21 protein-coding genes and 2 pseudogenes are annotated in these 15,054 nt (G+C 68.6%); 8 read left to right on the top strand and 15 right to left on the bottom strand.

All coding sequences use genetic code 11. From position 1 onward, the window contains the following. Both AC1DVI_RS22270 and AC1DVI_RS22265 read right to left on the bottom strand, forming a co-directional pair. A pseudogene (locus tag AC1DVI_RS22270) lies at nucleotides 1-245 on the bottom strand (hypothetical protein); the annotation flags it as partial. 157 nt (nucleotides 246-402) lie between these two features. After that, nucleotides 403-753 (bottom strand): hypothetical protein, encoded by a 351-nt coding sequence (locus tag AC1DVI_RS22265; protein WP_476959829.1) that lies wholly within the window; start codon nucleotides 751-753, stop codon nucleotides 403-405. Nucleotides 754-1,225: 472 nt separating this feature from the next. Here AC1DVI_RS22265 and AC1DVI_RS22260 point away from each other — a divergent pair, with 472 nt between their 5' ends. The 4 genes from AC1DVI_RS22260 (at nucleotide 1,226) to AC1DVI_RS22245 (ending at nucleotide 4,240) form a co-directional block, all read left to right on the top strand. Continuing rightward, entirely contained in the window at nucleotides 1,226-1,564 is a 339-nt protein-coding gene (locus AC1DVI_RS22260; RefSeq protein ID WP_476959828.1) for a hypothetical protein, read from the top strand. Nucleotides 1,565-1,669: 105 nt separating this feature from the next. After that, complete coding sequence (locus AC1DVI_RS22255; protein WP_476959827.1) at nucleotides 1,670-2,326, top strand: cupredoxin domain-containing protein; 657 nt, start codon at nucleotides 1,670-1,672, stop codon at nucleotides 2,324-2,326. A 17-nt stretch (nucleotides 2,327-2,343) separates the two neighbouring features. Beyond that, entirely contained in the window at nucleotides 2,344-4,035 is a 1,692-nt protein-coding gene (locus AC1DVI_RS22250) for a cbb3-type cytochrome c oxidase subunit I (RefSeq protein ID WP_476959826.1), read from the top strand. Nucleotides 4,036-4,051: 16 nt separating this feature from the next. After that, nucleotides 4,052-4,240 carry a hypothetical protein gene (locus AC1DVI_RS22245; RefSeq protein WP_109070249.1) on the top strand — a complete coding sequence of 63 codons (189 nt, stop codon included), beginning with the start codon at nucleotides 4,052-4,054 and terminating at the stop codon, nucleotides 4,238-4,240. Nucleotides 4,241-4,299: 59 nt separating this feature from the next. Here the strand turns inward: AC1DVI_RS22245 and AC1DVI_RS22240 are convergent, their stop codons facing one another. Next, nucleotides 4,300-4,551 (bottom strand): hypothetical protein, encoded by a 252-nt coding sequence (locus AC1DVI_RS22240; RefSeq protein WP_109070248.1) that lies wholly within the window; start codon nucleotides 4,549-4,551, stop codon nucleotides 4,300-4,302. 161 nt (nucleotides 4,552-4,712) lie between these two features. On the opposite strand from AC1DVI_RS22240, the gene AC1DVI_RS22235 reads away from it, so the two are divergent. Next, nucleotides 4,713-5,342 (top strand): hypothetical protein, encoded by a 630-nt coding sequence (locus AC1DVI_RS22235; protein WP_476959825.1) that lies wholly within the window; start codon nucleotides 4,713-4,715, stop codon nucleotides 5,340-5,342. Then, nucleotides 5,273-5,794, top strand: a complete 522-nt coding sequence (locus AC1DVI_RS22230) for a hypothetical protein (RefSeq protein ID WP_476959824.1) — start codon at nucleotides 5,273-5,275, stop codon at nucleotides 5,792-5,794. Before AC1DVI_RS22235 ends, AC1DVI_RS22230 begins: the two co-directional genes overlap by 70 nt. 52 nt (nucleotides 5,795-5,846) lie before the next feature. Here AC1DVI_RS22230 and AC1DVI_RS22225 read toward each other — a convergent pair whose 3' ends face one another. The 6 genes from AC1DVI_RS22225 to AC1DVI_RS22200 all read right to left on the bottom strand — a co-directional run bounded on the left by AC1DVI_RS22225 (nucleotide 5,847) and on the right by AC1DVI_RS22200 (nucleotide 9,335). Then, nucleotides 5,847-6,353, bottom strand: a complete 507-nt coding sequence (locus AC1DVI_RS22225; protein WP_109070247.1) for an SRPBCC family protein — start codon at nucleotides 6,351-6,353, stop codon at nucleotides 5,847-5,849. 113 nt (nucleotides 6,354-6,466) lie between these two features. After that, entirely contained in the window at nucleotides 6,467-7,270 is an 804-nt protein-coding gene (locus AC1DVI_RS22220; protein ID WP_476959823.1) for a hypothetical protein, read from the bottom strand. A gap of 33 nt (nucleotides 7,271-7,303) precedes the next feature. Then, nucleotides 7,304-8,080, bottom strand: a complete 777-nt coding sequence (locus tag AC1DVI_RS22215) for a sulfite exporter TauE/SafE family protein (RefSeq protein ID WP_476959822.1) — start codon at nucleotides 8,078-8,080, stop codon at nucleotides 7,304-7,306. Between the two features lie 24 nt (nucleotides 8,081-8,104). Continuing rightward, complete coding sequence (locus AC1DVI_RS22210) at nucleotides 8,105-8,542, bottom strand: DUF6691 family protein (RefSeq protein ID WP_476959821.1); 438 nt, start codon at nucleotides 8,540-8,542, stop codon at nucleotides 8,105-8,107. 5 nt (nucleotides 8,543-8,547) lie between these two features. After that, nucleotides 8,548-8,973 carry a YeeE/YedE family protein gene (locus AC1DVI_RS22205; RefSeq protein WP_476959820.1) on the bottom strand — a complete coding sequence of 142 codons (426 nt, stop codon included), beginning with the start codon at nucleotides 8,971-8,973 and terminating at the stop codon, nucleotides 8,548-8,550. Nucleotides 8,974-8,999: 26 nt separating this feature from the next. Continuing rightward, on the bottom strand, nucleotides 9,000-9,335 hold the full coding sequence (locus AC1DVI_RS22200) for an ArsR/SmtB family transcription factor (RefSeq protein ID WP_476959819.1): 336 nt from the start codon (nucleotides 9,333-9,335) through the stop codon (nucleotides 9,000-9,002). A 101-nt stretch (nucleotides 9,336-9,436) separates the two neighbouring features. Here AC1DVI_RS22200 and AC1DVI_RS22195 point away from each other — a divergent pair, with 101 nt between their 5' ends. Continuing rightward, complete coding sequence (locus AC1DVI_RS22195) at nucleotides 9,437-10,300, top strand: MBL fold metallo-hydrolase (RefSeq protein WP_476959818.1); 864 nt, start codon at nucleotides 9,437-9,439, stop codon at nucleotides 10,298-10,300. Nucleotides 10,301-10,385: 85 nt separating this feature from the next. On the opposite strand, the pseudogene AC1DVI_RS22190 reads toward AC1DVI_RS22195, so the two are convergent. Beyond that, nucleotides 10,386-10,556 (bottom strand): annotated as a pseudogene (locus AC1DVI_RS22190) (carboxymuconolactone decarboxylase family protein); the annotation flags it as partial. A 51-nt stretch (nucleotides 10,557-10,607) separates the two neighbouring features. Here AC1DVI_RS22190 and AC1DVI_RS22185 point away from each other — a divergent pair. Next, on the top strand, nucleotides 10,608-11,597 hold the full coding sequence (locus AC1DVI_RS22185; protein ID WP_476959817.1) for a c-type cytochrome: 990 nt from the start codon (nucleotides 10,608-10,610) through the stop codon (nucleotides 11,595-11,597). Between the two features lie 53 nt (nucleotides 11,598-11,650). Here the strand turns inward: AC1DVI_RS22185 and AC1DVI_RS22180 are convergent, their stop codons facing one another. From AC1DVI_RS22180 to AC1DVI_RS22160, 5 genes are all read right to left on the bottom strand, one after another. Beyond that, complete coding sequence (locus tag AC1DVI_RS22180; protein WP_145623658.1) at nucleotides 11,651-12,148, bottom strand: hypothetical protein; 498 nt, start codon at nucleotides 12,146-12,148, stop codon at nucleotides 11,651-11,653. Nucleotides 12,149-12,336: 188 nt separating this feature from the next. Continuing rightward, nucleotides 12,337-13,116 (bottom strand): OBAP family protein, encoded by a 780-nt coding sequence (locus tag AC1DVI_RS22175; RefSeq protein WP_476959816.1) that lies wholly within the window; start codon nucleotides 13,114-13,116, stop codon nucleotides 12,337-12,339. 167 nt (nucleotides 13,117-13,283) lie between these two features. Continuing rightward, entirely contained in the window at nucleotides 13,284-14,045 is a 762-nt protein-coding gene (locus AC1DVI_RS22170; protein WP_476959815.1) for an MBL fold metallo-hydrolase, read from the bottom strand. Then, complete coding sequence (locus tag AC1DVI_RS22165; protein WP_476959814.1) at nucleotides 14,042-14,509, bottom strand: protein tyrosine phosphatase family protein; 468 nt, start codon at nucleotides 14,507-14,509, stop codon at nucleotides 14,042-14,044. Before AC1DVI_RS22165 ends, AC1DVI_RS22170 begins: the two co-directional genes overlap by 4 nt. Nucleotides 14,510-14,579: 70 nt before the next feature. Beyond that, on the bottom strand, nucleotides 14,580-15,044 hold the full coding sequence (locus tag AC1DVI_RS22160; RefSeq protein WP_476959813.1) for a hypothetical protein: 465 nt from the start codon (nucleotides 15,042-15,044) through the stop codon (nucleotides 14,580-14,582). Nucleotides 15,045-15,054: the final 10 nt, after the last annotated feature.

The raw sequence follows: 15,054 nt of genomic DNA, 5'->3' as shown, positions 1-15,054 counted from the left end.
ATGATGCCGCTGCCCATGCCCTGACCCATCATCGGCGCGTTGCCGGGCGCGCCGGGCTTCGCGCCCGGGGTCGGCTGCGTGGGAGGCGGGGTGGGGGCCGGAGCGGGCTGGGCCTGCGTCGTGGCAGCGGCCCCGTCCGGATGATGGGCGTCGTGGTCCTGGTCTGTGGTGGTCTGGGCCTGGGCGACCGACATCATGGCGGTCAGCGCGAGTGCCGGGAGCATCTTGCGGGTGAGAGACGACATGGCGTCCTCCATCTGAACATCGGGTTCGAGCCATCCCGGACGGACTCCACGCGGGAGCGCCGGGGACGCAAAAGCCAAGCGCACGAGGGCCGAAACCGGCCTCCTTCGCCGAGCCGAGGCTCAGGTCGGGCGCGGGCGGACTCGTGGCGTCAGATGGTCAGAGCGGGGGGCGGATAGCCGGGTCGATGCCGATGCCGTCCGGCGTGGCCAGGGCAGGCAGATGCTGGGACGTGTTCAGGCGCGGGGTGAACGCCTCGACCATCGCAACGGGGAGGCCTCCGTGCATGGTGACGCACTGAGCGACGCTGCAGCAGGCCCCTTCGTCGAGCAGACCAAGGTCCCCACACGGAGCTTCCTCGTGCTCGTGGTCCGGGACGGTCGCGATGGTATCGCCATGGGCGTCGACCAGAACGTGCTCGTGAGGAGTCTGGGACGCGTGGTGAGGCCCCAGGTTGGCGTGGCTCGGCGCGGCATAGACGAGCAGCGTGGCCAGCATCAGCAGGCTCACCACCACCCTCCTCACCGACGACCGCGTCGCACGCCACATGGCGTTTGCCTCATCTTGTGGGAGCCGTGCGGCACCCCAGTGCCCACCGCACCCTTATGGAAACCTACGACCGTTCCCTGGCCCCTGCAACAACAGATGGCTTCGGCAACGATCCCCACCAAGCGTCGGAGAAGGAGTGCGTCGGAATGTCCCCCGCACCTTCGACCGGGTCGGAGATGCCACAGGAAGAACCCTGCGCCTTCCAGCCGCTGGAAGGTCAAGGACAAAGTCGAACACGTCTCCTGTCCGGTCACCGGCGCCGTCCTGCCGCAGGCGCAAGGCACCACCGCCCGGTGACGTTTCACCCACGGCGTTTCCACTACCGGACCGTGACACGGGCGCCGGGTTGATGCCGATCAATTCCCGGACCTACGATACGGGTTACGGTTGGCATGGCCTGGGAAGTCCCGGGTCATTGGTGACGATGGCAGACATGACGCGGTTGGGCCACATCTTCGCCGTTCTGGCGTTCGCCTTCGCGCTCCTGGTGGGCGCGGCGGGCGGAGCCATGGCGCATGTGGAGGCCCATGGCGGCCCGATCGACCACAGTTCCCACCACACGCCATCGCCTTCGACCCCGTCGCATGGCGACTCCCACAAGGCCGCCCTCGTGGTCGTGGCTCCGTGTTGCCCGGCGGCCGAAGCCCCGGCGGACCATGTCGTCGCCGTCGCGGTGACGATGGTGGACACGTTCTGGCACCCGCGGCCCGACTACGCCCCCAACGCCCGGGACATCGCGCCGGACACGCCCCCTCCGAAAACTGTCCTCTGACCGGCCGAGCGCCCTGACGCCGTCTGCGTCGGATGCCCGGCCACGCGCCGCCCGACCGGCGGCGTTCGCGAGCGATTCCGACCACGCGACCAGAGGACTCTCACGATGTCTGAGAGGCATTTCACGACCCGTCGCGGCTTCATCGCCGGACTGGGCTTCGGCGCCGTCTCCCTGTACGGCGCCTGGGCGGCATACGGGGCCGCACCGCTCCCCTTCGGCGGCAAGGCGGCCGCTGCCCCCGAACCCGACACTCACGGTGGTGGTCATGGCGGCCATGGTGCCGCCGAAGCACCCGCCGAGGCCGGTGGCCACAGTGGTCACGGGGCTTCTGCGGGCATGGCGCCCGAGGAGTTCCGTTTCGAACACGACTACTTCATCCAGCGGTACACGCAGAAGGACGGCAGCGTGAACCCGCACGTCAGCGAGGACACGCACAGCCACGCCGCCGAGGGACATGACCACGGCCATGACGCCGGAGGCGAGCCGGTGGACGTCTACCTGATGGCCCAGAAATTCTCCTACAGCCCGGACATGTTGTGGCTGAAGGCCGGGCAGGCGTACCGGTTCCGCATGATGGCGGACGACATAACCCACGGAGCGTCGATCCAGCTGGGAGCCGCTAGCCGGATTATCCGTCTCCGCCCGGGCACGGTCACCGAGCAGACGATCACCTTCACTAAGCCGGGCGAGTACCTCGTGTACTGCACCGTCTACTGCGGCCAGGCGCACGACGCCATGCAGGGCCGCATCGTCGTCGCGTGACCCGGGGAGGCCCCACCATGGATACCATCTCAACGAACGTCGCCCCGGTCGGCTCCAAGCCCACCCTGGCGGCGCGCATCAAAGCCCTGCCGACGCCCGACAAGGCGCTCCTCAAGCTGCTGTTCGGTGCCGCCCAGCTGGCGCTGGTGCTGGGCTTGATCGGAGGCTTTGCGACCGCACTGGCCCGTGCCGGTGCGCTGACCTTCTTCCCCGACGACGCCTACCGCCTGCTCACCCTGCACGGCGTGTCGGTGTTCTTCTACTGGCTGTACCTGATCCAAGCGGCCCTCCTGCTTGTGCTCGCCGCTGCCGAGAACGGACGCGGGCTGGCGTTGCGCCCGTTCGCCTGGCTGGGTGCCGCGCTGATGCTGGCGGGCTTCGGTGTCAGCGAATGGATCTCCTACACCGGCACGCCGCTGCTCTACGACGGCAGCCCGGAACTCGCCGCGGACGATCCGCGCTCGGTCGGGTTCTTCGCGCTGGGCTACCTGCTGCTCTCCGGCGGCCTGGTCGCCTCGGCCGTGAGCGGCATCGCGACGGTGCTCCAGCCCCGGCTGCGTGGCGAGGCGGACGCATTCACCTCCATCGGCTTCGCGCTGTTCGCCTGGGCGGGGTTCCTAGTGGTCAGCGCCATCGCGGCGACGAACGCCTTCCTGCCGGGCGTGCTGTGGTCGCTGGGCGCCGGGCCGTTCCCGGCCGACTACGGCACCGAGTGGCACATCCTGTTCCACAACCTGCACTACCTGCCGCTGATGGCGACGGTGCTGGTGTGGTACGTGCTGACCGAGCACCTGACCGGCGTGAAGTCCATCCACGGCGCCAGGATGTCGAAGGTCGTCTTCGCGGCGTATCTGGTCTTCGTGCCGCCGACCAGCCTCTACCACATGTTCCTGGAGCCGAACCTGTCCGAAGGCGTGCGGGTGGTCGGCTCGCTGCTGTCGCTGTTCGTCTCGGTCCCGACGCTGGCGGCCTTCGCCATCATCGTCTCCTCGCTGGAGGCCAGCGCCCGGGCGCGTGGCGCAACCGGCTTCTTCGGCTGGATGCGCGCGCTGCCATGGAACAACCCGGCCATGACGAACATGGGCTGGGCGGTGGCGAACATGATGATCGGCATCACCTTCGCTTTCGTCCTGATCCAGGGCGAACTGGCACCGATGCTGTCGGACACCTTCTTCGTGCCCGGCTACTTCCACTTCTTCGCGGTCGGTGTGCTGACCCAGACGTTCCTGGCCGCCATGATGGTCATGCTCCCGGCACTCGGCGGCGGCACGCTGTGGCGCCCGGCGGTGCTGAGGCGCATGCCCCTGCTGGTGACGATCGGTCTGGTCATCTTCGGCGCCGCGGGCATCACGGCCGGGTTCATGGGCGTGCCGCGCCGGGTGTTCGACGTGAGCTACGGCGGCATGGCCCCCGCGGCGTGGCCGGTGCTGATGGCCCTGGTCGGCGTCGGCGCCACGGTCTTCGCCGTGGCCATCTCGGTCACCGTCTACGGCGTCGTGCGCACGCTGCTGTCGCGGCGCGCGACGGCTGAACGGGCTCCCGTGGTCGATTGGCAGGCCGGGGCGCGCGGCGTCGGCGTCGCGCCCGCGTGGACCGGGCCGGTGTCGGTCGCCGCGCTGGTCGCCGCCATGTACGTCTTCACCATCGTCGCGTTCCAGCTGATCCAATCCCTGCCGATCATCGCGATCGGCGGCGGGCATGGGCACTGAGCGCAGGAGAAAAGCCATGAAGAACGACGAACTCTGGCTGACCCTGGCCATCGTCACGGTGTGGGCGGGGTTGGCCGCCGTCTACGCCTTCGTACCCAGCCTCGGGATGCCCGGCTACGTCCGGGTCTGGGGCGGCGGCGCCATCGTGTTTCTGGTGCTCGCCGGGATGCTGTTCGCCGTCGGCCGCAAGGCGCGTAGGGGCTGAGCCGTTGCGCACGCCGCCGCGGGGGTGAGGGCATTGCTCAGCCCCCGTGGCGCCCGATGTCACTTCTTGATGCCGAGGAGGTTCTCGGCCTGGGCGAGCGTTGCCTCCGACTCGGCATGCTTCCCCTGCTTGTGGAGCGCCTCGCCGTCGGCGCGGAGCTTTTTGACCTCGGCCAACTTCGCGGCGTCCAGCTTCGGATTGGCCGCGAGCGCCTGGTCGATGGCGGCCATGTGCCTGGGGCAACTGTTGGCGAGCGCCGGGCCGGTGAGGGCGACGGCGAAGATGGTGGCCAAGGCGATGTTCCTCAACATGCTTCCCCTCCCGTTTTGCGGCACGCGAGAGCGCGGGCCGTTTGATGGACGTCGGAACAGCGCCGGGTATTACAGCACCCGCGACCGCGGATAACGACTGGGCAACAGTATAAAGGCATCCAGGATGGCATTCCGCCATCGTCCACTCCCAGGAGGGTGCCTTGAAGCTGGTTCGCGACGCGAGGACATTGAAGCTGAAGGCAATCGCCTCGCTTCGAACTGCCATGACGGGGTTCAACTCCTTCGGTGAGGACGGCCGCGTCACCACGGTCCTCCTCCACCTTCAGCATGCGTCCGAGATGCTTTTGAAGGCGGCCCTCGTGCAGAAAAGGGTGCAGGTCTTCGACCGGGAGAAACAGTTCTCCTTGGGCTTCGAAAAGTGTGTCAACTTGGCGAAGATGCACTGCGGAGTCACCGAGGACGAGGCGGGCATCTTCAAGGCGGTGGACGCCATGCGGGACGCGGCCCAGCACTGGTTCGTCTACGTCTCGGAGGACATCCTTTACCTGCATACCCGCGCACTGGTGACCGCCTTCGGCTCCGTCCTAAAGCGGTCGCTCGACGACGACCTGTCGTCGCACCTGCCGACCCGTGTCCTGCCAGTCTCCACGATGCCTGCGGGGGACTTCGACTTCCTGATCGACCGTGAGCATAAGCTGGTTGCAGAACTCCCGGCCCCCGGGCGCCGCGCCCAGGATGAAGCGCGGGGGGCGTCAGGGCCATGCTTGCGATGGAGTCCCATGTCTCTGACGACGTCGAGATCTCCGAACGGGACATCGAGCGCGTGGTGAAGGCGGTCAAGGGCGGAAAGTCCGTTGCCGACGTCTTCCCCCGCCTCATGGCCCTGAGGGCAACCGCGACCGGCGCCGGGCCGACCGTCAAGATCAAAATCGAGAAGAAGGTCGGAGCGCCGGTGAGGCTGATCGCGAGCGACGATCCGGCAGAGGCCGGGGCCGTCCGCGAGGTCGACCTTCGCAAGCGATTCCACATGAGCGCCACGGACTTGGCGGCGAAGAGCGGGCTGACGCCGCCGAAGGCCAACGCGGTCCGGCAATGGTGCGGGATCGACGGCGATGCCCAGTGCTGCCACGTTTTCCAGCACGGCAGCATGAAGTTCCCGTCCTACTCGGACCACGCCCTGACAAAGATGAAGAAAGCGGTCGAGGACCACGGGATCGACGCGATTTGGGCCGCGCACAAGGGGAAAGCAGCCAAACCGGTGCCCGAAGTGCGCGCGGCGTAGGGTCGGGTCCGGACCAGTCGCGTCGACCGTCCAACCGCTGTTCCTCGACCTCTCACAGATTGGTTGGCCGGTTGATCCGACCAAGGTCCGCCGCATCGGCCGCCATGCGCCTCACGCACCAGCGGGCGTAGGTCCTGGCGAACAGGATGCCAAGGATGCGTCCGTCAGGCGATGCGGGGCGAGAGAAGTCGATGAACACGCGCAGCGCCGAACCGTCCCCCTTGGGTTCAATCTCGAAGCCCATGCGGTACGGACCGATGACCAGAAGCCGGGGGCGCCCCATGGTCTCCCACACCTTGCGCCGCGGCGGATCGCGTTCGGTGACAACCTCGTCGACGCCCAGGGAGATGTCGAGGAAACGGCCGCTCATGCGGATGACCGATCCGACAGCACGCCCCTTGTCCTCGTCGAAGGCGTAGGTCATGCGCCCGCCCAGCGTCATCATGGAAGGCTTCTCCATGTGCGCGGCGAGCCGCGTGTGATCGTCCAGGCGTTCGAAAAGCTGCTCTGGCGCCATGGCCACCTCGACGGTCGCGGATTCGTGGAACGGGTAAGCCATATCCGCCTACTGCGGAAGCCATCGTTCTCGGGGACGAAATGGTCCGGCAGGGGCACCCTCGGGGGCCCTGCCTCTTCAACAAGCCGCCGTGGCGCGTGTCCCGCCAGCGCCGCTCAGACGAGCGTGCGCAAGATGGCGTGGATGGCCTTCATGCCGCTTCCGAACCGGGCGATGGACTCCCGGTGCGACTCCAGTTCCCCGTATGGCAGGTAGCGGACCTTGAGGTCGGCCACGCGCGAGAAGGCGGGCCGGGCCAGCTGGGTGCGGACCTCCTCCTCGCGGCCGTTCGGCGCCACCAGGAACAGGCACTCCAGTGCGTGCGCGTCGCCGCCGAGCGCGAGGTCGAGCATGCGGACAATGCCCGAGTAGATCGAGGTGGAGTGCTCGACTTCGAAGGCGGCGGCGACGTGCGCCTTGCCGCGGTCGAGCCACAGCACGTCGATCAATCGGACGGCGTCGGCGCCCGGCGCCTTCTCGATCGCCTCCGGCAGGCGCTCAAGGCAGCCCGCGCCGAGCTTGCCGCCGTTGTAAGGCCGCCCACGGTCGTTCGACGCGATCCAGACGTCGTAGTCCAACGCCCTGCCGAGGTCGCGCAGCCAGCCCTGGATTTCGGTGTGCGTGCGGTCGCCCTCGCGCTGGGCGGCGGCCGCCTTCGTCGCCTTGTCGCTTTCCTCGCGGACCTTGGCCAAGTCGGCCTCCCAGGCGGCCCGGGCGGCCGCGTCGTCCTCGCGCGGCCGCGCGGCATACCGGCCCGAACCGACGTCGAACAGCAGGCCGCCGACGGCGCCGAGGTCGTTGGAGAGCAGGTCGCGGTGCTCGGCGTTGAACGTCAGGATGCCCTGGCGCATGGCCAGGAACTCGTTGTGGCTTTCGAGTTCGCCACATCCAGGGGCTTTGGGATGTAGGGAAGGCCGCACTCAAAAGCCTTCTTAGGCCCATGTTGGATCGGATCAGAATAGGCCGAGGACACCGGCGTTGCGGTACAGCATGTAGGCGGCGACGGCGAACAGCACGGCCGCGAAGACCTTGGTCAGCGCGCCCTTGCGCGTGGACAGCCCCACCGCGGCCTTCATGCCCGCGAACCCGCCGACCACGCCACCGGCGATGAACAGCGCCGCAACCGTCCAGTCGACAAGTCCCGAGAGCGCGTAGTTGGCCGCCGTGGTCAGGCCGAAGGCGCCCACCGAGAACAGCGACGACCCGATGGCGTTGAGCACGGCCATGCCGCTGCCGAGCAGAAGGCCCGGGACGATCAGGAAGCCGCCGCCGATCCCGAAGAAGCCCGAAATCGCGCCGGTCAGGAAGCCGATGCCGACCAGGCGCACCGCAATGGACTTGTTGATGCGCACCCCGGGGTCGCCCTCGCTCCCGCGCTTCCTCAGCATGGAGGCGCCGACCGCGACCATCACCAGCGCGAACAGGAACAGCAGGCTCTCGCCGTTGACCGCCTTGCCGAGCGTCGAGCCGACCAGCGCCCCGATCACCCCGGACGCGGCGAAGGTCGCCGCGCAGGGCCACTTCACCGTCCCGGCCCGTGCGTGCTGGGCCAGGTTGGCGAAGGCGTTCGCCGCGACCGCCAGGGCGCTGGTGCCGATGGCGACGTGGGGGTCCGGCACGCCCACGACGTAAAGCAGCAGCGGCACGGCCAGGATCGACCCGCCGCCTCCGATCAGCCCGAGGGAGAAGCCGACCAGCGAGCCGGACAGGATCGTGAGGAGTTCGGGCATCTGAGCGTTCCAGGTCGGAGAAGGTCACACTGTCGCAGCGCGACGCACGCGGATGGACCGCATCAGGTCATGGGCGCCGATCCCGGCGAGCATGGCGGCGACGAACAGCCCCGCCCCAGGAACACTAAGGCCGAACGCGGCGAGCGCCGGGCCGGGGCAGTAGCCGACCAGCCCCCAGCCGACGCCGAACAGGACAGCGCCGGTCGCGAGTCGGCGGTCGACGGCCGTTGCGGTCGGGCCACGGAGCGCCGTGTCGATCAAGGGCGTCCCGCGTCGGCGCGCAAGGGCGAAGCCGACCGCCGCGACCGGGATGGCGGCGGCCATCACGAAGGCGAGGCTCGGGTCCCAGGAGCCCGCCACGTCGAGGAAGTCCAGCACCTTGGCCGGGTCGATCATGGAGGACACCGTCAGGCCGAGGCCGAACAGCAGGCCTGACGCGAGGGCGACGAGCAGGGCGGGCATGGCGGTCAAACTCCGATCAGGTGGCGGGTGACGAAGACGGTGGCGGCGGCGCTGGCCATAAACAGGCCGGTGGCCGTCAGGGAACGCGGCGACAGTCGGGCCAGGCCGCAGACACCATGACCGCTCGTGCAGCCGCTGCCCAGTCGGGTGCCGAAGCCGACCAGCAGACCGGCGACGATCAGAGTGGCGGGGCTGGCGGGCGACGCGGAATGCGGCAGCGCACCGCCCGCCGCGCCGTAGAGCAGCGGCGCCGCCATCAGGCCGACCAGAAAGGCGGCACGCCAGGCGACGTCGCCGGGGCGCCGCGCGCCAAGGCCGCCGAGGATGCCGCTGATCCCGGCGATCCGGCCTTTGGCAACCCACAGGAGGGCCGCGGACAAACCGATCAGGAGGCCGCCGAGCGCGGCCGAAGCAGGCGTAAAGTTTTCCATGGGTCTCTAAGGTCGGGATTGGGCCGTCATTCGGGGCGAGAAGCGGCGCAGAACAGGCGGTAGAGGTCGGTGAGGATGGGGCGGACCCGGTCTGAGCCGATGCGGTAGAAAATGACCGTGCCGTCCCGGCGGGTCGCGACGAGTCCTTCCTCGCGCAGCTTGGCGAGGTGCTGGGACAGGTTGGACTGGGAGAGACCGAGGCGCCGGACGAGCTCGCCAACCGGCACCTCGCCCTCAAGCAGCGAGCACAGGATCATCAAGCGATGGCGGCTCGCGAGCGAGCGCAGGAATGCCTCGGCATCGGCGGCGCGGGCTTCCAACTCGGCGGGGTCCATCGGCGGATCGTTGGGGGTGTCCGGCATAGTTTCCAAATCATTAATTTAGTCTTGACTAATGTATGAGGCCGAGCCACCTGTTCAAGCGGTATTGGGAACGGACCCGCCAGGCCAGCCAGGAGGTCTCCATGAAACCCGACGTGATGCCGCTTTTCGACGAGGCGACCAACACCGTCAGCTATGTCGTCGTCGATCCCGCCACCCGGGCCGCGGCTCTGGTCGACAGCGTGCTCGACTTCGACCCGAAGTCGGGCCGCACCGCGACCGCCTCGGCCGACCGCATGATCGCGCTGGTGCGCGAGCGCGGCCTTACCGTGGGGTGGATCCTGGAGACACACGTCCACGCCGACCATCTGTCGGCGGCGCCCTACCTGAAGGAACGGGTCGGCGGCCGCATCGGCATCGGCGAGCACATCCGCGAGGTCCAGAAGGTCTTCCGCACCCTGTTCAACATGGAACCCGGTTTCGTGGCCGACGGCCGCCAATTCGACCATCTGTTCGCCGACGGCGAGCGGTTCCGGATCGGCGGCCTGGAGGCTCAGGCCATCCACACGCCCGGCCACACCCCGGCGGACATGACCTACCTTATCGGCGACGCGGCCTTCGTCGGCGACACCCTGTTCCAGCCCGACTACGGCACGGCGCGCTGTGACTTCCCAGGCGGCGACGCCCACGCCCTGTACCGCTCGATCCGGCGCATCCTGACCCTACCGCCTGAGACGCGGCTCTTCACCGGCCACGACTACAAGGCGCCGGGCCGGGACGAGTACGCCTGGGAGAGCACGGCCGCCGAGCAGCGGGCGTGCAACGTCCACGTTCGGGACGGTGTGGGCGAGGACGAGTTCGTGGCGCTCCGCACAGCCCGTGACCGGACACTGGACATGCCGAAGTTGATCCTGCCCTCGGTGCAGGTGAATGTGCGCGCCGGGCGGTTGCCGCCCGCCGAGGAGAACGGCAAACGCTACCTCAAGATCCCCATCGACTCTCTGTGAGCGCCCGTCAGGGCTCCCCGGTGTCCGGCATCTCCTGGCGGGTCCCGGAGACCAGATCCTCGATCCACGTCGTCGCGGCGACGGCCTAAGGCAGGCCGAGGGTCGGGATCGCCAGGAGCGCCACTTGCCGGATCGCTTCAGGGTCGACGCCTTCGGCGAGCGCGCGGCGGACATGGGAATGGACAGCACCCTCCGAGCGGGCGCCGATTGCCAAGGCCAACTTCACCAGCCGCCTCGTCGTGTCGTCGAGCGGCCCCGATCCGGCAAAAACGACAGAAGAGACTCACAGGAAGGGAAGAGACACCCCATGAAGACCATCAACACGCTGGCCTGCGCGCTCGCGGCCCTAGCCGTCGGCACGATCACCCTCGCCGTGCCGCACGCGGCGGACCCGCAAAGGATCGACCTGACCCAATGGACGCCGCCGGATATTGCGACGGTGAAGGACGACGACCTCGGCAAGCTCGTCAAGTACGGCCACACACTGACGACCGAGACCCACAGGCATCTCGGCCCGGAGGCCGCCGACCCGGCCAAGCGGTACGCCGGGAACAACCTGGCCTGCCAAAGCTGCCACCTGAACGCCGGAACGCAGCCCTACTCGATGCCGTGGACCGGCGTGCATGCGGTCTTCCCACAGTACCGTGGCCGCGAGGACGCGATCAGCACCATCGAGGAGCGCGTCAACGGCTGCATGGAGCGCAGCATGAACGGCAAGGCGCTGCCGCTGGAGGGCACCGAGATGAAGGCGTTCGTCGCCTACATGAAGTGGCTGTCCACCGGCATCCCGGTCGGCGCGAAGATCGAGGGGGCGGGCACCCGGCCGATCAAGGAACCGGCCCGCGCCGCCAACCCTGAACGCGGCAAGCAGGTCTACGCCGAGGTCTGCGCCGCCTGCCACGGCGAGGACGGCCAGGGCGTGCGCAAGGGGCAGGTCGGCGACGGACAGGGCTACCAGTTCCCGCCGCTGTGGGGGCCGGACAGCTACAACGACGGCGCGGGCATGTACCGCCAACTGACCGCGGCGGCCTTCGTCCACAGCAACATGCCGCTGGGCACGACCCACGAGGCGCCGGCCGTCTCGGACGAGGACGCCTACGACGTCATCGCCTTCGTGAACAGCCAACCGCGTCCCCACAAGGCCAACCTCGACAAGGATTTCCCGAACCGCCTGCGCAAGCCTGTGGACATGCCGTTCCCGCCGTTCGCCGACGGCTTCCCGGCCGAACAGCACAAGTACGGCCCCTACGATCCGATCCGCGCCAAGCTGAAGGAGTTGCAGCGGGCGACGCAGTAAACGGTCAGGCGTCCCCTCGGCGGAGGAGCCGGCGGGCTTCTCCGCCACTCCTGTCAGCCGCCAGAGTGAACCTCGCGTTCGACGCGCGTCAGCAGGTCGGTGAAGAAGGTCACGTCCTCCGGCGTCAGGCCCAGCTTGGCGTGGCGGGGCAGGAACTCGGCCACGGGACGGCCGCTCTCCCGCCCGTGCAGCACGCCGTCGCGGACCACCAGCGATTCCCGGGCCAGATCGGCGGCGGACTCGTGGCAGCGGCCGCACCGTTCCTTGAAGCGCGGTCCCGTGCTGGCCTGGGCGAGCAGCATCTCGTACATCGGCCGCACGAGGTTCTGCGGCAGGTGATGGTGTTGCAGGAAGACGATCAGGTCGTCCGTGTGATGGCGGCCCTGGAGCTTGCCGTCCTTCACGGTGAGGAACCGTTGGGCGAAGGCCCCGGCGTGGGGGTGGCAGTCCCCGCAGGTCTGCTCCCAAAACTGGTGCAGGTCGGTCGCCTTGCCCGGCGATGTCGCAAGGAGCAACGGAACCAGGAACGGCAGCGCAAAGACGGTTCTCATGCCGCGTCTCTTCGAGAAGCAAGGAATCAACCGACTGCGGGCAGCATGGCACGTTTCCTCATCGGATAGTACCCCCTCCCTACGTAAATCACGGCGGCCCGCGCCAGATACCGCCGTCTTTCACCGCACGACGGCGGTGGCCACCGGGTGGCTCCTGGACGCTGCGCCACTCTCCCTGCGCAGGGCGATCACCGCGCTGCACGCTTGTCCACCACTCCGGGAATGTCCCGGGTCGGCCGCGGGAACCTGCCCTTGAGGGCGTCCACGCCTTCCTGGGGGCGGGCAGCGGGCACGAGATCTTGTCGGGCACGACGGCGTTCCGCGGTCGACATGTTCATCGCGCGATCGCGGGTCTCGACCAGCCCAGGCTGAGCCTCGCCGTCACGGTTGAACGACCAGGCCAGCATGGGAGGGCCGTAGGGCATCCGGTCACCCGGTTGCGTGCCCTTCTCGGACTGCCATGTGTGCCAGGTCTTGCCATAGCTGTTCATCTTGCTCTTCATCAACTCGTGCTCGGCGACGTCGGGCAGGTTCGGCGCCACCAACTGTCCGGACAGGATCTCTCCATTGTGGGGGTGCCAATACCGGCGCTCCTGCCGCGGCAACCGCTCGAACAGTCGCTCGGAGATGATGTACTCGACACCCGTCAGGTTGGCGCTCGCGGTGTTGCCGTCGAACAGCGCGCACTGGGCGAAGTCTTCATTCACCTGGCGACAGAAGTGGTGCGCCTCCATCTGGTGGTTGGGCTCGTTCTTCATGGGATGGAAGCCCACGAGGTAGACATCCATCCCGCCGAGCGGCGCGTTGCTTTGAAGCACCGCCGCCCCGGCCTCGAGCACGTTGGTCTTCATGCTCTCGGCGCCGCCCTGCGGGCTGACGGACGGCGCCACGCTTCCTGTGCCGGTGCAGGCGGCAAGCGCCACCACGAGCGCGAGGGACAGAGCGGTTCGGTGATGCGGTATGGCCATGGTCCCGTCCTTAAAAATTGGAAAGTCGAGGCTCCGGGGCTGCATGGAACGGACCCTCCGCACGCCCCGGAGAAGACAGGATGGAATTGCCCGGCCCGCCGCCGAGTCAGGCGGCCGGTCGGGAGCACCGCCCCGCGCAGGACGACGTCGCGGGCGCTTACGACGGGCTATGCGGGCACGCCCTGGAAGGACTTGTCCCCGATACGGCGCAGTGCCTCCGGTGCGTCGTCGGGGCAGTCGCCGCAGAGGCGGTTCGCAGGGACCGCCACGTCGATCTTCTTCGGGTACGGCAGGCTCAGGTTCGCCATGATCGCGGCGAACTCCTCCAGGCTCTTGTCGTCGCCCAGGCGCGGATTGCGTTCCCGCTCCTGGAGCACGGTCGAGGCATGCCGGTGCTGGTAGTCGTGGCTGGGGTAGACGAGCGTGTCGTCCGGCAAGGTGAAGATCTTCTCGCGCACCGACCGGTAGAGCGCCTCGGTGCTGCCGTTCTGGAAGTCCGTGCGACCGCAGCCGTCGATCAGCAGGGCGTCGCCGGTGAACACCCGCGGCGTGTCCCCGCGTTCGACGAGGAAGCAATGGTGCGTGTCGGTGTGGCCCGGGGTGTGGAGCGGCTTGAAGGTCAGGCTGCCCATGGTGAGCGGCTGGTCCTCGGCGATCCCGATATCGGCGCACGGCAGCCCGTCCATCGCCGGATAGGCCACCTTGCAGCCGGTCAGGCTGCGCAGTCGACAGGCCGAACTGATGTGGTCGGCGTGGATGTGCGTGTCGAGCGTCACGGCGAGCCGCAAGCCGAGTTGCTGGATCAGCGCCAGATCACGCTCGACCGTTTCCAGCACCGGGTCGAGCAGGATCGCCTGGCCGGTGTCGCGGCAGCCGAACAGGTAGGTGTAGGTCGAGGATTCCGGCTCGAACAGCTGACGGAAGATCACGGCGCCCCTCCTCGCGTCTTTCCGCCGTCCACGTAGCGTGTGAACAACGCCCTCATCTCCGGCGTCCCGAACTGGAAGCCCATCGCCTCGGCCTTGGCCGCCGCCGCGTCGTCGGACAGGCCCTCGATGCGGGCGACGTGCATGAAGGTGAAGAGGGCGGCGCGGCGCCCCGACGCGCAATGGATGGCGACCGGACCCGGCAGGCCCGCGACCTCGCGGTCGAAGCGTTCGGCGGTGGCTTCGTTCATATCCTGGGGGGAGACGGGGATGCTCAGGTAGGCGAGGCCGTGGCTCCGGGCGATCTCGCCCTCCTTGGTCGGCGACAGCACCTCGTCCTTTTCGCCGGGGGTGCGCAGGTTCACGATGGAGCGGAAGCCCTCGCGGGCCAGTTCCCCGACGCGGCCGGCGGTCGGCGGTGTCATTTCGATGGTGAAGCGGTCGTCCACCCTCAAGCGGTCCGTCATGCCATGCTCCGTTTGTGTGCGGGTCGCCGTGGAGCCCGGACCGATACCGGCCGCGGGCACCTCGGGTGGGTCACGCCACGGTGGCGTCCAACGCCGCCTCAGCGCGCTGGCGCGGGGTCGTGTTCGGGGACGTCGTGTCAAGCCGCCGGAAGTCGCCGCGCAGAGCCTTGAGCGCGTACCGCTCGCGGTCGATCTCGGCGGTGGTGCGGACGCCCAGGCGGCGGAACACCGGGACTGGCGGGCACCAGCCCTGGAGCGCGTGCTGGAGCAGGAACCCGGTCACGACCGCGGGCAGGACCAGGAAGCGGCGGTCCACGAAGGCGCCCAGCACGGTTCCGGTCAGCGCCAGCGTCGCCGCGTTGGCCTCGAGCGTGCGCTCGATGTCCCACTCGTGGTCGAGCTCGTCCAGGCGCCGGTCGATCGCCTCCGGGTGCTCGGCGTGATGGCGGACGCTCTCCTCGATCTCGGCGACGAAGCGGCGGTTGAGGGCGGCGGACGTGGCGTTCTCCACGCGCGACGCGGTGGCGGGCAGCATGGTTCCCTCC

This window comes from Azospirillum sp. P4_B5, from assembly GCF_056402275.1.
This window is presented reverse-complemented; position numbering and strand designations above follow the sequence as displayed.

Excerpts from the sequence above, each read along its gene's own strand:
- AC1DVI_RS22175 (WP_476959816.1), bottom strand. The coding sequence starts at position 13,116 with ATGGCCATACCGCATCACCGAACCGCTCTGTCCCTCGCGCTCGTGGTG.
- AC1DVI_RS22180 (WP_145623658.1), bottom strand. The coding sequence starts at position 12,148 with ATGAGAACCGTCTTTGCGCTGCCGTTCCTGGTTCCGTTGCTCCTTGCG.
- AC1DVI_RS22260 (WP_476959828.1), top strand. The coding sequence starts at position 1,226 with ATGACGCGGTTGGGCCACATCTTCGCCGTTCTGGCGTTCGCCTTCGCG.
- AC1DVI_RS22225 (WP_109070247.1), bottom strand. The coding sequence starts at position 6,353 with ATGGCTTACCCGTTCCACGAATCCGCGACCGTCGAGGTGGCCATGGCG.
- AC1DVI_RS22205 (WP_476959820.1), bottom strand. The coding sequence starts at position 8,973 with ATGGAAAACTTTACGCCTGCTTCGGCCGCGCTCGGCGGCCTCCTGATC.
- AC1DVI_RS22165 (WP_476959814.1), bottom strand. The coding sequence starts at position 14,509 with ATGACGGACCGCTTGAGGGTGGACGACCGCTTCACCATCGAAATGACA.
- AC1DVI_RS22195 (WP_476959818.1), top strand. The coding sequence starts at position 9,437 with ATGAAACCCGACGTGATGCCGCTTTTCGACGAGGCGACCAACACCGTC.
- AC1DVI_RS22230 (WP_476959824.1), top strand. The coding sequence starts at position 5,273 with ATGCTTGCGATGGAGTCCCATGTCTCTGACGACGTCGAGATCTCCGAA.
- AC1DVI_RS22160 (WP_476959813.1), bottom strand. The coding sequence starts at position 15,044 with ATGCTGCCCGCCACCGCGTCGCGCGTGGAGAACGCCACGTCCGCCGCC.
- AC1DVI_RS22200 (WP_476959819.1), bottom strand. The coding sequence starts at position 9,335 with ATGCCGGACACCCCCAACGATCCGCCGATGGACCCCGCCGAGTTGGAA.
- AC1DVI_RS22185 (WP_476959817.1), top strand. The coding sequence starts at position 10,608 with ATGAAGACCATCAACACGCTGGCCTGCGCGCTCGCGGCCCTAGCCGTC.
- AC1DVI_RS22215 (WP_476959822.1), bottom strand. The coding sequence starts at position 8,080 with ATGCCCGAACTCCTCACGATCCTGTCCGGCTCGCTGGTCGGCTTCTCC.
- AC1DVI_RS22250 (WP_476959826.1), top strand. The coding sequence starts at position 2,344 with ATGGATACCATCTCAACGAACGTCGCCCCGGTCGGCTCCAAGCCCACC.
- AC1DVI_RS22255 (WP_476959827.1), top strand. The coding sequence starts at position 1,670 with ATGTCTGAGAGGCATTTCACGACCCGTCGCGGCTTCATCGCCGGACTG.
- AC1DVI_RS22210 (WP_476959821.1), bottom strand. The coding sequence starts at position 8,542 with ATGCCCGCCCTGCTCGTCGCCCTCGCGTCAGGCCTGCTGTTCGGCCTC.
- AC1DVI_RS22240 (WP_109070248.1), bottom strand. The coding sequence starts at position 4,551 with ATGTTGAGGAACATCGCCTTGGCCACCATCTTCGCCGTCGCCCTCACC.
- AC1DVI_RS22245 (WP_109070249.1), top strand. The coding sequence starts at position 4,052 with ATGAAGAACGACGAACTCTGGCTGACCCTGGCCATCGTCACGGTGTGG.